This window comes from Sorangium sp. So ce406 (assembly GCF_051474675.1).
GTDB classification, from domain to species: Bacteria; Myxococcota_A; Polyangia; order Polyangiales; family Polyangiaceae; genus Sorangium; species Sorangium cellulosum_G.
Genome location: NZ_CP150340.1, coordinates 10,051,104 through 10,063,416 on the forward strand (window position 1 = coordinate 10,051,104; position 12,313 = coordinate 10,063,416).

General features: G+C 73.2%; 10 protein-coding genes. 6 read left to right on the forward strand and 4 right to left on the reverse strand.

Annotated features, from left to right (window positions below; genetic code table 11):
• Window positions 1-37: 37 nt before the first annotated feature.
• Together WME96_RS37645 and WME96_RS37650 are read right to left on the reverse strand one after the other, a co-directional pair.
• Window positions 38-1,087, reverse strand: a complete 1,050-nt coding sequence (locus WME96_RS37645) for a hypothetical protein (protein WP_437286395.1) — start codon at window positions 1,085-1,087, stop codon at window positions 38-40.
• A gap of 83 nt (window positions 1,088-1,170) precedes the next feature.
• Complete coding sequence (locus tag WME96_RS37650) at window positions 1,171-2,169, reverse strand: NAD(P)H-dependent glycerol-3-phosphate dehydrogenase (protein ID WP_433929623.1); 999 nt, start codon at window positions 2,167-2,169, stop codon at window positions 1,171-1,173.
• A gap of 107 nt (window positions 2,170-2,276) precedes the next feature.
• Between WME96_RS37650 and WME96_RS37655 the strand changes: the two genes are divergently transcribed.
• The 4 genes from WME96_RS37655 (at window position 2,277) to WME96_RS37670 (ending at window position 7,168) form a co-directional block, all read left to right on the forward strand.
• The gene (locus tag WME96_RS37655) at window positions 2,277-3,350 is read left to right on the forward strand and encodes a hypothetical protein (protein ID WP_437286396.1); all 1,074 of its coding nucleotides are present in this window, start codon (window positions 2,277-2,279) and stop codon (window positions 3,348-3,350) included.
• Between the two features lie 195 nt (window positions 3,351-3,545).
• Window positions 3,546-5,000 (forward strand): signal peptidase I, encoded by a 1,455-nt coding sequence (gene lepB / locus WME96_RS37660; RefSeq protein ID WP_437286397.1) that lies wholly within the window; start codon window positions 3,546-3,548, stop codon window positions 4,998-5,000.
• Between the two features lie 203 nt (window positions 5,001-5,203).
• Complete coding sequence (locus tag WME96_RS37665; RefSeq protein ID WP_437286398.1) at window positions 5,204-5,881, forward strand: hypothetical protein; 678 nt, start codon at window positions 5,204-5,206, stop codon at window positions 5,879-5,881.
• Between the two features lie 117 nt (window positions 5,882-5,998).
• Complete coding sequence (locus WME96_RS37670; RefSeq protein ID WP_437286399.1) at window positions 5,999-7,168, forward strand: zinc-binding dehydrogenase; 1,170 nt, start codon at window positions 5,999-6,001, stop codon at window positions 7,166-7,168.
• A 5-nt stretch (window positions 7,169-7,173) separates the two neighbouring features.
• On the opposite strand, the gene kbl is transcribed toward WME96_RS37670, so the two are convergent.
• A complete protein-coding gene (kbl, locus tag WME96_RS37675; protein WP_437286400.1) occupies window positions 7,174-8,364 on the reverse strand; it encodes a glycine C-acetyltransferase in 1,191 nt (396 codons plus the stop codon).
• A 283-nt stretch (window positions 8,365-8,647) separates the two neighbouring features.
• On the opposite strand from kbl, the gene WME96_RS37680 reads away from it, so the two are divergent.
• Together WME96_RS37680 and WME96_RS37685 are read left to right on the forward strand one after the other, a co-directional pair.
• Complete coding sequence (locus tag WME96_RS37680) at window positions 8,648-9,730, forward strand: hypothetical protein (RefSeq protein ID WP_437286401.1); 1,083 nt, start codon at window positions 8,648-8,650, stop codon at window positions 9,728-9,730.
• Window positions 9,731-9,762: 32 nt separating this feature from the next.
• Window positions 9,763-11,175, forward strand: coding sequence for a DUF4331 domain-containing protein (locus WME96_RS37685; protein ID WP_437286402.1), 1,413 nt, complete (start codon window positions 9,763-9,765; stop codon window positions 11,173-11,175).
• A 49-nt stretch (window positions 11,176-11,224) separates the two neighbouring features.
• On the opposite strand, the gene WME96_RS37690 is transcribed toward WME96_RS37685, so the two are convergent.
• Window positions 11,225-12,259, reverse strand: coding sequence for a hypothetical protein (locus WME96_RS37690; RefSeq protein ID WP_437286403.1), 1,035 nt, complete (start codon window positions 12,257-12,259; stop codon window positions 11,225-11,227).
• Window positions 12,260-12,313 lie beyond the last annotated feature (54 nt).

Below are 12,313 nucleotides of genomic sequence, written 5' to 3' on the forward strand. Positions count from 1 at the left end.
GCGGCCCCACGCAGCCGTGTTGCCCGGCGCGCCGCGGCTACCAGAGCTCTCCGAGGACGACCGCGCCCATGCCGCCGCGGTAGGGTACGAGGCTGCCGCCGAGCACGCGCGCGAACGCGGGGCGGCCGCGGTCTTCCTCGTCCGCGGCGAGCTCGCCGCTGCGGTCCGGTGAGCCGAGGAACAGGGCGCCCGCCACGAGGCCGAGGGTGCCCGCCGCGCCCTGGGCGATGAGGCCGCGGCGCGGGTCGTGATCGCTGCCGATGTACGCGAGGTAGATGGGCAACGACACGACCGTGCCGATGCCGAGGCCGCCCCACATCCACGCGAGCTGGTTCCACGAGGGCGTCCAGGCGATGGACAGGCCGACCGCGCCCGCGGTCGCGACGTTGAACCCGATCAGGCCGCCGAGCGAGATGGCGTCGTTCGACTCGCTCCAGCTTCCATTGCTGGCGGCGGCCCCGAACTCGCTGCCGATGAGCGAGCCCCACACCGCGGCCGAGGCGAGGAGCATGTTGGTCTGCGGCTTCGGCCGGAGCAGGTAGTAAAACCCCCAGCCCGCCGCGCCGCCGACGGTGGAGCCGATCACCTCGGCGGTCGCGAGCCCGAGGAAGCCCCACTCCTTGCCCTCCCGCGCGGAGACGTACTGGTAAGAGGCGATGCCGAGCCCCTCGCCCGCGCCGATCACCATGCCCGTGGCGATCGCGGAGGGCATGCCGCGCGGCATCGGCGGCGAGTCGAGGAAATAGACGCCCACGGGCGCCGCGACGCCGAGGAGCGCCGGCGCGATGAACTGCACGCCGGGGTCGTCGATGCCGACGAGCGCGTCGAACCAGATGCCGGTCCCGACGCCGTAGGCCACGGACGTGGCGTAGAGGTAGCCGACCTCGAGCGGCGTCGACTTCGGCTCGGTCTTCCTCGGCGGGTACGCGTAGCCGCCGTACGGCGCGGGGGGCTGGCCGTACGCGCCGCCGTACTGGCCCCCGTACGAGCCGCCATAGGGCGGCGCGCCGTACTGGGCCGAGGCTGTCCAGCCGACGCTCGACACGAGGAACGCGGAGAGGAGACTCACGAGAGGTCGTGTGTTCATCGCGCCGCCACTTTACACGCTCGCGAAAGTCGCGGCGCGCGCGCCGCGCGAGAAAGCGCCTTCCCGCGAGCGGGCTCCGCGCCTCACTCTTTCGTCAGGGCGCGGGTCATCAGGTCGACCACGGCCTGCTGCGGCGGCTTTCCCTCGTAGAGCATCCGGTACACCTCGACCGCGATCGGCGCGCTCACGCCCAGCTTGTTCGCGAGCTCGTACGCGCTCTTCGCCGTCTTCACCCCCTCGGCGACGTGGCCGAGGCCCGCGAGGATCTCGTCGAGCTTCCGTCCCCTGCCCATCTCGATCCCGACGGTGCGGTTGCGCGACAGCTCGCCCGTGCACGTGAGCACGAGGTCGCCCATGCCGGAGAGCCCCGCCAGCGTGAGCAGGTTCGCGCCCTTGGCCGCCGCCATGCGGGCCATCTCCGCGAGGCCCCGCGTGATGAGCCCGGCGCGCGCGTTGTGGCCAAGGCCGAGGCCGTCGCAGATGCCGGCCGCGATGGCGACGACGTTCTTGAGGGCGCCGCCCACCTCCACGCCCACGACGTCGTCGGACGAGTAGACCCGGAAGCGATCGGTCGCGAGCATCCGCTGCACCGCGTGCGTCTCCCGCTCGCTCCTGCCCGCCACCACGACCGTGGTCGGCTGGCCGGCCGCGACCTCCCGCGCGAAGCTCGGGCCCGACAGGTACGTGAGCCGCGGCTCGGCGTCGCGCCCGAGCTCGTCGACGAGCACCTCGCTCATCAGCATCAGCGAGTCGTTCTCGATCCCCTTCGTCGCGCTGCAGACGAGCGCGCCGCGCGGGATGTGGGGGCCGGCCTCGCGGACCACCTCGCGCAGCGCGTGCGACGGCACGACCACGAGCGCGAGCTCCGCGCCGCGGAGCGCGTCCTCGAGATCGCTCGTCGCGCGCAGGCTCGCGGGCAGCTCGACGCCCGGCAGGTACCGGTGGTTCTGCCGCTCGGCGCCGATCCGGTCCGCGAGCTCCCCCTGGTGCGCCCACAGCGCGGTGGGGTTTCCCTTGTCCGCCAGCAGCTTCGCCAGCGCCGTGCCCCACGCGCCGGCCCCGATCACCGCGACGTTCGCCATGGCGGCGACCCTACCACCACCGGCGCGCCGGACCGAAAGCGACGTGCCCCGCGCGGCGCGACGCGGCGCGCCGCTCGATCCGCCGGTGTTTCGATTATGCTGCGCCCATGCTCTTCCGCACCGTCGCGCTGCGCGCGCTCGGCCTCGCGCTCGGCCTCTCCCTGCTCGGGACGGTGTGCGGCGCGTGCGGCCAGGGCGCGCTCGGCGTCATGCCGGGCGTCGTCAACGATCCGGGCAACCTGTCCCTCCGCAGGGCCATCCTGTCCTTCGCGACGAGCCAGCTCTGCAGCGAGATGCGGAAGCGGAGCGTGCCGCTGCGCCTCCGCGACGACGACCCGGTGACGGGTCGGTTCTACCCGGGCTCGTGCGTCGCCCAGGAGCTCGCGAACGGGAACCTCTTCCTCCAGTTCGGAGGGAGCGGCGTCATCTGGACGAACCTGACGAAGCGCATGAGCTTCGACGCGAGCGCCGCGGTCGAGTACGAGCACGACTTCCTGATGGATGGAGACACGATGTACGTGTACTTCCGTCAGCGCTCGACCACGGCCGCGAGCTTCACGACCAGGCTCATCGAGCAGCCCGCCGCGATCTCGCTCGGCGGGGTGTCGCTCGCGCAGGGCAGCGCGTACGCGAACGCGCTCGGCGCGCAGCTCGTGAAGACCGAGCTCGCCCGCGGCTTCACGGTGATCCGCGACGACGACGGCGCGGCGCAGTTCGGGCTCGGCATCGTCGAGAAGGGCCAGCGGCCCCGCGCCCCGTACCAGCGCCGCGACAACGGCAAGCTGCTCCTGGCGAACGAGCGGACCGAGGTGCACCAGGACCAGCGCGACTACATCGGCCCGCTGGAGATCACGGGCAGCGGCGAGGCGATGACGCTCACGATCGCCGTCGATGGAGCGCCGGGCGTGGACGTGATCCTCGTGCCGCGAGGCAGCGGGGAGCAGTGGCTCCAGGCGTACCTGACGCAGCCCGCGCCGGCGCCGCTCGTGGCGGCGCCGCTCCTGGACGAGCCGGTGTACTCGGGCGCCCCGTGGCGGCGGACGGTGCCGCTGCCCGAGGGGCAGTACTACCTGGTCATCGACAACACGAGCGCCGCTGGGCGGACGCAGCCGACGACATACGCCCGCGACGACCGGGCAGCCCTCGTGAGCTACGCGGTCGAGATCGGGGACGCGCCGTGACGACGCCGCGCGGACGGCGCGGACAATGTAGATGCCGGCGACGGACGGCGAATCGGCCCCCGCGCCTGCGCACTTGCCGCGGCGGGGGTCGACGTATACATAAGCTCTCTCTTGCCGCCGCGCCCCGATGATCAACCCCAGAGCGTACCGTCGGTCGCGGCCAATCGGCCCTCGAGCTCGGAGTTCAGATCCTCGATGAGGGGGAGCGCGAACCCGGAGCCCCGCGTCAGCGCGGCCAAGCCGGCCGGCGGCGCGGACCCGCGCTCGGCCGGCAGCGCTCCTCCGCCGGGAGGCAGGGACGGTCGGCTGCTGCGCTTCCTGTTCCACCTCGTGTGGATCTGCCTCGTGCCGTTCGCGCTCGCGGTCCTGAACGTCTGGCTGCTCACGCCGGCGTCCCCGGGCGACAGCACCCAGCCGCTCCGCGTCTTCGTCGGCGAGCAGCAGATCCCGGCGGGCATCGTGCTCTTCACGATCTTCGCGATGATCCTCTGGCGGTTCCGCCACGATCTGCCGTTCGCGTCGGCGATCGGCGTCGGCGGCCGCCGGGACATCCCGCCGAAGGCGCGCGCCCGCTTCGAGGACGCCGCCGCGCTCCTCGAGGAGGCCCACCGGATCCTGCGCGGCCGCAAGCGCGAGGTCGAGCGCGAGCTGACGAGCGGCGAGCGCGAGCAGGTGACGCAGGCGATCGCGGCGCTCGAGCGCGCGATGAGCGCGGAGACGTTCGACGCCGACGAGTTCGACGCCGCCCACAGCCGCGCCGATCGCGTGGTCGGCGAGCACCTCGGCCGCTGGCGCAAGGGCGAGATGCGCGAGTACGCGGAGTCGATCGGCATCGCCGTCGCGGTGGCGCTCATCCTGCGCGCCTTCGTCGTCGAGGCGTTCAAGATCCCGAGCGGCTCGATGATCCCGACCCTCATGGTCGGCGACCACATCTTCGTCAGCAAGTTCACCTACGGCCCGCTCATCCCGTGGACCGACCAGCGCCTCTTCTCCCGCCTGCCGCCGGCGCGCGGCGACGTGATGGTGTTCAAGTTCCCCGAGAACAAGGAGCAGGACTTCATCAAGCGGGTGATCGCCGTCCCGGGCGACACGCTGGAGGTGATCAACGGCAGGCCGATCCTCAACGGCTGGCTCGTCCCCCACTGTCACGTCGGCCCGTACCGCTACGAGGGGCGCCAGGCGGAGCTGTTCCTCGAGTACCTCGGGGACAGGTCGTACTTCACGCTCTACGACGCGAACCCCGACAAGACGATGTGCGTCGACAGCGAGGACTGCACGCCGGGCCTGAGCTGTCGCGGCGGCGTGTGCGGCGTGCCTCGCGGCCCCTTCAAGGTGGCCAACGACGAGGTGTGGGTGATGGGCGACAACCGCGACAACAGCCACGACTCGCGCGAGTGGCGCGGCAAGCTCGGCGCCGGCGTGCCCTTCGAGAACATCAAGGGGCGCGCGATGTTCGTGTGGATGAGCCTCGGGCCGGGCGGCGGCTTCGCGCACGATCGGCTCTTCGTGAACGTGATGGGCCGCCCGAAGCTCCCCGGTGCCCACGAGGCGGCCCTGCAGGAAGGCCTCGACAAGTGCCTGCGCGAGCGGCCGCCCGTCTCCGAGACGACCCCGCCGCCGGCGCCCGCGCGCGCGTCGTCGAAGCGCTGACCGGCGGGCCCCGCGCTGACCGGCGCGCCATGAGCTGACCGGCGCGCCATGAGCTGATCAGCTCGCCATGCGCGGACCGGCTGCGCTGCAGCCTGTGTTGGCCAGCACGCACGCGGGGTGCGCTCCCCGTGGTGCTCGTGTACGGTGCCCTCGCCTCGCGGTCGACGTAGCGAGTCCCCCGGCCCGAGGCGACGGAGGAGACGATGGCACGTACGGTCGAGATGTGGAGCCTGGTGCTCGCGGGCAGCTTGCTCGCCGGAGCGGGGTGCAGCAGGGAGGAAGCCTCGACGACGAACGCAGCGGCTTCGGCTTCGGCCTCGGCGCCCCCGCCGGTGGAGCCGGCCACGCAGGATCTCGCGGGGTACGTGGCCACGTACCCGACCATGGAGCCCCAGCCGGGGCGCCGCCGCCTGCTGCAGCAGTTCGCCGTCTACCAGGCGGCGGACGCAAAATCGAAGGAGCTCGCGCGGCTCGACAACGGCGCGATCGTCGACCTCAAGGCGAGCTACCAGGACTGGATGCTCGTCGCCTTCCAGAGCGGAGGCCAGCCCACGCTGGGGTGGATCGAGCTCAAGACCAACGACAGCCGCGCGACGCTCGCGACCGACGCCGAGGCGCGTCAGGCGACCCCTGCACCCAAGGCCGGCGACGCGGGCGCCCCGGCCGCGACCGGCGCTGACGCGGGAACGACCGGCACGGGCGCAGGCGCCGACGCCGGGACGACCGGCACGGGCGCGGGCGCTGACGCGGGGACGACCGGCACGGGCGCAGGCGCCGATGCCGGGACGACCGGCACGGGCGCAGGCGCCGACGCGGGCGCGGCGGACGGCGGCACGGGGCGGCGCAAGATCGAGCTGAAGAAGCTGCTGGAGAAGAAGTGAGCAGCGAGAGCGCAATTTTCTGATGGGCGCTCGCCCGTTCACGCGCCACGCTACACGCGCCTGAGGCGCCCGTGCGGCAGCTCGGTGCGCCTCGAACCCCGAACAGGAGCCAGGTGCATGAGCGACGCGATGTGGGCGCTGACGTACAACCGCGAGAAGCAACCGTGGGAGTCCACCGTCGGGCTGTCCAAGGATGAGGTCGAGCGCCCGGCCATCGACGAGGCCAAGGACTACCACGACCGCGCGAGCGTCCTCATCAAGCCGATCATGACGGGGTTCTGCGGCTCCGATCGCGGCATCTGGTTCCGCAGCGCGTTCAAGGACATGATCTTCAAGTCGCTCGATCGCGACCGGAAGGTGACGCGCACGATCGGCCACGAGCTGCTCGGCCGCGTCGTCGACCTCGGGACCGACGCGCGCCGGACCTTCGGGCTGGAGATCGGCGACATCGTCTCGACCGAGAGCCACATCGCCTGCGGCGCCTGCTACCAGTGCCGCATCGGCGACACCCACGTGTGCGCCGACGACAAGATCATCGGGATCAGCGAGGACGGCTGCTTCGCCGAGCTCGTGAAGCTGCCCGCGAAGAACCTGTGGCGCACCGACATCGCCCGGATCCGGCCCGAGGTCGCCGCGGTGCAGGAGCCGTTCGGCAACGCCGTGCACGCGTGCACCAAGGTGAACCTCCGCGGCAAGCGCGTGGCCATCTTCGGCTGCGGCACCATCGGCCTGTTCGCGGTCGCGATCGCGCGCGCGATGGGGGCCATCTACATCATCGGCGTCGAGCCGGCGGAACGGAATGCCGAGATGGCCCGCCGCCTGGGCGCCGACGTCGTCCTGCGCCCGCACCAGACGAGCCCCGAGCGTCCCCACGCGAGCGATCCCGAGCTGACGGAGCGCGTGCGGAAGCTGACCGACGGCGTCGGCGTCGACGTGGTGCTCGAGATGAGCGGCGTGAACAGCAGCGTCAACAACGCGATCCACGCGGCGCGGCGCGGGGGCGACGTCATCCTCTTCGGCCTGAAGAGCGGCGACGCGGTGATCGAGAACTTCGATCGCCTCATCGTGGACGGCATCAGCCTGCACAGCGTGATCGGCCGCCGCATCTTCGAGACGTGGCACATCACGCGCCACCTGCTCGAGTCGCGCGACCCGAACATCCACGACCTCATCTGGGAGGTCATCCTGAACCGGGGCCAGGGGACGGTGTTCGACTTCGAGGACTACGATCCGGCGACCTTCCAGGAGGCGATCTCGAGCCACCCGAAGGTGATCATCCGGTACTGATCCGATCAGCCGACGACGCCGAGCTGCCGGCCGACCTTGCGGAAGGCGTCGATCGCCTGATCGACGTGCGCGGGCTCGTGCGCGGCGGAGAGCTGGACCCGGATGCGGGCCTCGCCCTTCGGCACGACGGGGTACGAGAAGCCGATGACGTAGATGCCCTCGGCGAGCAGCGCCTTCGCCATCTCGCCCGCGAGCCGCGCCTCGCCCAGCATGATGGGCACGATCGGGTGGACGCCCGGCTTGATGGTGAACCCGGCCTGCGTCATCCCCTGCCGGAACCGGCGCGCGTTCTCCATCACCCGCTCGCGCAGCGAGGGCTCCGCGTCGATGAGGTCGAACACGGCGATCGAGGCGCCGGCGATCGCGGGGGCGAGGGTGTTGGAGAACAGGTACGGCCTCGATCGCTGCCGGAGCAGGTCGACGATCTCCTGCCGGCCGGTCGTGAAGCCGCCGCTCGCCCCGCCGAGGGCCTTGCCGAGGGTGGAGGTGATCACGTCGACGCGGTGCATGACCCCGCAGAGCTCCGCGGTCCCGCGCCCCGTCGGGCCGATGAACCCGGTCGCGTGCGAGTCGTCGACCATCACCATCGCGCGGTACTTGTCGGCGAGATCGCAGATGGTGTCGAGCTTCGCCAGGTATCCATCCATCGAGAACACGCCGTCGGTGGCGATGAGCCGGAGCCGCTTGCCGGACGTCTTGCGGAGGATGTCCTCGAGCGCGGCCATGTCCCCGTTCGGGTAACGGTGCCGCTCGGCCTTGCACAGGCGGATGCCGTCGATGATCGAGGCGTGGTTGAGCGCGTCCGAGATGACGGCGTCCTCCTCGCCGAGGAGCGTCTCGAACAGACCGCCGTTCGCGTCGAAGCAGGACGAGTAGAGGATCGCGTCCTCGGTACCGAAGAAGCGGGCGATCCTGGACTCCAGCCGCCGGTGTAGGTCCTGCGTGCCGCAGATGAACCGGACGCTCGAGAGGCCGAAGCCGTGCGAGTCGATCGCCTCCTTCGCGGCGGCGATGACGGCCAGGTTGGACGAGAGGCCGAGGTAGTTGTTCGCGCAGAAGTTGAGGACCTCGGCGCCGCCCTCGGTGCGGATCGCGGGCCCCTGCGGCGTCGCGAGGATCCGCTCTTCCTTGTAGAGACCCGCCGCGCGGATGTCCTCCAGCGCCCGTGCGTACAGTGACCGAGCGACATCGAACATGGATGTCTTTATAAAACGGGGCTGTCGGCGGGTCGACGGGGGAAGGTCTTCCGGCCCTGCCGTGCGGCGCTGCTCCAGGGCCCGAGCGCCGGCGGGCTCCGCCGGACACGGGAGGCAGGATGCGCGCGGCTTTCTTCGCGCGAGGCGCGGCCGCGACCTACTCGATCCGGGAGGGCCATGGCACAACGGGTCGCGTCCGGCGCAGCGCGCGCGCTCGGCTCATCCGGCGCGGCCAGCGAGCGAGCCGCGCGGGCCGCGCGAGCGCCGCCGGGGAGGAGCAGGCATGACGGAAGCCAGGGGCGACTTCCGGCGAAGCGCCGGTGTGCTGTGCGCTGTCGCGTCGCTCGCGGCCGCCGCGGGCAACCCGGGTTGCAGCCGCGCGAAGGAAGCGCCTGGACAGACCGTGACCGCGACCTCCGCCAGCGGTACGGGCGGCGCCACCGCGGCGGGCGGGACGACGGGCGGCGGGGGCGGCGCGGGGGGCGACGCTTCCTATGCGATCACGCCCCTCGCCCCGGCGATCGCGCTCGACGCGACGCCGGACGCGGGCGCGGCGTACGTGTACTTCACCGGCGTCGACGCGGGCGGCAGGGCCGGCGTCTTCCGGGTCAGCGCGCGCGGCGGCGCGAGCGCGGCCGAGATCGCGGGCGGCCCGCCGCTGGTCGCGCCGCTCGGGATCGCGGCGAGCGCGGACGGCGGCCGCGTCTTCGTGGCCGATCCGGGCGCGGGCAGCTCGGCGCTCGACGACGCCGGCGCCCTCTTCGCGATCGACCTGCCCGGCGGCGCCGTCGCGCCGGTCCGCGGCGGCGAAGGGCTCCACGCGCGGGGCCTCGAGGTGGTCCGCGACGCGGACGGCGAGGAGCGGCTCGTGTTCTCCGGGCGCGATCGCGAGGACGGCCAGCCCGGCGTGTTCGCCCTGCCGTCGCGCGGCGGCGAGGCCTCCGCGATCGCAAAGGGGAGCCCGCTCGTCGATCCGAGCGGCGTCGCGGTCGCCGGCGGGGGCGACGTCTTCGTGTGCGACACCCTCGCGAGCCCCGACGGCGCGGCGACCATCTTCAGGATCGAGGACGGCTTCGTGAGCCCGTTCGCGACCGGGCTCCGCGCCGGCTATCCGTGCGGCCTTTCGCTCACGCGCGACGACGCGACGCTGCTCGTGCTCACGCGCGACCCGACCCGGGGCGCGGCGGAGGTCGTGCGGATCGAGGTGGCGACCGGGGCGCGCTCGACGGTGGCGACCGGCGCGGCGCGCCACGGCGAGCCCGGCGGGCTGCACCGGGCGAAGGCGGCCGACGTCTTCGCGTTCGTCGATGCGTTCGTCGATGACGGAGCCCAGGAGCAGGGCTCGGTGTTCCTGCTCAGCCAGTGAGCCGCAGAGGAGCGATGGGAGGACCCGCACGCATGATCCACCGACCGTCGCGCGCCGCCGCCGCCTTCGCGGCGTGCGTCGCGCTCAGCGCATCCGGCCTCGCTGCTGCGTCGAGCCACCGCGAGGCGCCGGCCATCGCGAGAGACCCGGCCGCCGACAACACCGACCTGTACGCGTGGGTGCAAGGCGGGAGCCTCGTCATCCTCGCGAGCTACATCCCGCTCGAGGAGCCCGCCGGCGGGCCGAACTTCCACGGCTTCTCGGACGACGTGCTCTACGAGGTGCACATCGCGCGCGGGCCGTCCAGCCTCGAGGACGCGCTGACGTACCAGTTCCGGTTCTCGACGACGCCGTACCGGGCGGCGGATCCGGCGGGGCTCACGCCGGCGCCGAGCGGCGGCAACGAGTTCTTCTCGCAGCTCGCGGGCGCGGAGCAGACGTACACGATCACGAAGGTCGAGGGCGGCGCGTCGACCGTCATCCTGACCGACGCGCCGGTCGCGCCGCCGAACATCGGGAGGAGGACGAACCAGCTCGCGTACCAGATCTCCGGCGGCGGCTACCCGGCCTTCGCGACGTCCTCCAAGTTCCTCAAGCAGATGGCCGGCGGCGAGGGGCGCGCCTGGGCCGGGCCGCGCGACGACGGCTTCTATGCGGACCTCGGCCACGGGTTCGATCTCGCGGGGCTGTGCCCGCTCCTCTCCGCGCCCAACCCGTCGTGCGTCGCGCGCGACAACCTCGCCGGCTACAACGTCCACACGCTCGCGCTCGAGATCCCGCTCGCCGTGGTCAACGGCGGGTCGGAGCCGACGCCGGGGCCGAGCGACCAGCAGACGCTCGGCATCTGGGCCTCGGCGAGCCGCCGCAAGGTGCGGATCCTGCGCGCGAACGGCAAGGAGGACGGCCTCGGTCCCTGGGTCCAGGTGTCGCGGGTCGGCCTGCCGCTCATCAACACCTGGATCATCGGCCTGCAGGACAAGGACAAGTACAACCGCGCGCACCCGCGCGACGATCTCGCCAACTTCGGGGCCTACTTCCTGAACCCGATCCTGGTGCGCGACGCCGAGTTCGCGGGCCTCTACCGGGCCGGCCAGCCGCTCGCCGCCTTCGATCCGGAGGCGCTGAAGCAGAGCCGGACCGACCTCATCGACACGTTCAACCTGAAGCCATCGAGCCTCGGGGGGCACAACCTCGAGACCGTGGGCGACGTGCTCCGGATCGATCTGGGCATGCCGTCGGGCTTTCCGAACGGACGCGCGCTCGTCGCCGGCGCGGATCACGAGCAGACCGACGTCACGGATGCCCTGCTGACGCTGATCCTGACCGGCGCGGCCGGCGCGACGGCGGGCGACGGAGTCGCCGCGAACGACGCGCGGTTCCTCCCGGCCTTTCCCTACCTGGCGACGGCCTGGGAGGGCGCGACGCAGGGCCATTTCAAGCCCTGAGGCGCTGGATGGGCGCGGCGCGGCGGGGGCGCGGCGCGCCCTCCGCCGGTCACGGCGCCGCGCACCGCTTCCCGCACACGCCGGGCGCGCCGCCGGCGGCCACCGCGCGCCCGTCAGGACGAACGCACGCTGCGCGGCACTCGCCGTCGCGCGCGCAGGCCTCGCCCTCGGCCTTCGGGGCCGCGCAGCGCCCGTCCACGCAGCGCGCGCCGGGCGCGCAGAGCCCGCCGAGGCAGGCGGCGCCGGCCGGAGGGAGCGGCGCATCGCTGCAGCGCCCGTCGACGCAGCGGCGGTCCCGCCCGCAGGCGGCGTGGGCCTCGCAGCGACCGCCGAGCGGGACGTCATCTGCGCACGCGCGCCCGGCGCAGTGGCCGCGGCACTCGGGGTGCGCGTCGGCGTGGCGCGTCTGGCGGGTGACCGCGGCCAGCGCGTCGACGGAGTGGCCGCAGGGGCCCGCGGCGCGCGGCGCGCGGCAGATGCCCGCGTCGGTGGGGCCGGCGCCGTCGCAGCGCAGCCCGTCCACGCACTCGAGCGACGACCGGCACCGCGCCCCCTCGCCGAGCGCGCCCCGCACGATCCCCTCGCACGCGGGCGGGACCGGGGCGGCGAGCGGAGCGACCCAGTCGCACCCCTCGAGCGATCGCTCCATGGCCTCGACGCAGCGGCCGACGTCGTCGGGCGCGAGCGTCACCGCCTTCGCGCGCGCCGCGGCGCTCAGCGCGCGCGCGCACTCCGCCGCGGCGTGGAAGCCCGCGCGGCCGCCGCAGCACGCCGCCTTACGCCGCGCGGGCAGCGCGTGCAGCGCGTCGCACAGCCGCGCCGCGAGCGGCTCCGGGGCGCCGTCGGCCTTCGGGTAGACGGGGGCGATCGCGTCGCCGGCCCGGCCGTCGCCGGCAGATGCCGGGGAGGATGCCACGGTGGCGCCGGCGTCCGCCGCGGTCGCGCCGGCATCCTCGCCGGACGCCGCGGCCGCGCCGGCGTCCGACGAGCTTCGCTCCGCGCGCGCGCACGCGGCGACGAGCTGCAGCACCAGCGCCGCGGCGCAGAGCCGCCGCAGGCGGTCGCCATCCGTCGAGACAGGCAATGCGATCCCCTCCGCGCTGCGCGCTGCTGTTCTTCGAGCGATGCGCTGGTGCGG

Excerpts from the sequence above, each read along its gene's own strand:
- WME96_RS37645 (WP_437286395.1), bottom strand. The coding sequence starts at position 1,087 with ATGAACACACGACCTCTCGTGAGTCTCCTCTCCGCGTTCCTCGTGTCG.
- WME96_RS37650 (WP_433929623.1), bottom strand. The coding sequence starts at position 2,169 with ATGGCGAACGTCGCGGTGATCGGGGCCGGCGCGTGGGGCACGGCGCTG.
- WME96_RS37655 (WP_437286396.1), top strand. The coding sequence starts at position 2,277 with ATGCTCTTCCGCACCGTCGCGCTGCGCGCGCTCGGCCTCGCGCTCGGC.
- lepB (WP_437286397.1), top strand. The coding sequence starts at position 3,546 with ATGAGGGGGAGCGCGAACCCGGAGCCCCGCGTCAGCGCGGCCAAGCCG.
- WME96_RS37665 (WP_437286398.1), top strand. The coding sequence starts at position 5,204 with ATGGCACGTACGGTCGAGATGTGGAGCCTGGTGCTCGCGGGCAGCTTG.
- WME96_RS37670 (WP_437286399.1), top strand. The coding sequence starts at position 5,999 with ATGAGCGACGCGATGTGGGCGCTGACGTACAACCGCGAGAAGCAACCG.
- kbl (WP_437286400.1), bottom strand. The coding sequence starts at position 8,364 with ATGTTCGATGTCGCTCGGTCACTGTACGCACGGGCGCTGGAGGACATC.
- WME96_RS37680 (WP_437286401.1), top strand. The coding sequence starts at position 8,648 with ATGACGGAAGCCAGGGGCGACTTCCGGCGAAGCGCCGGTGTGCTGTGC.
- WME96_RS37685 (WP_437286402.1), top strand. The coding sequence starts at position 9,763 with ATGATCCACCGACCGTCGCGCGCCGCCGCCGCCTTCGCGGCGTGCGTC.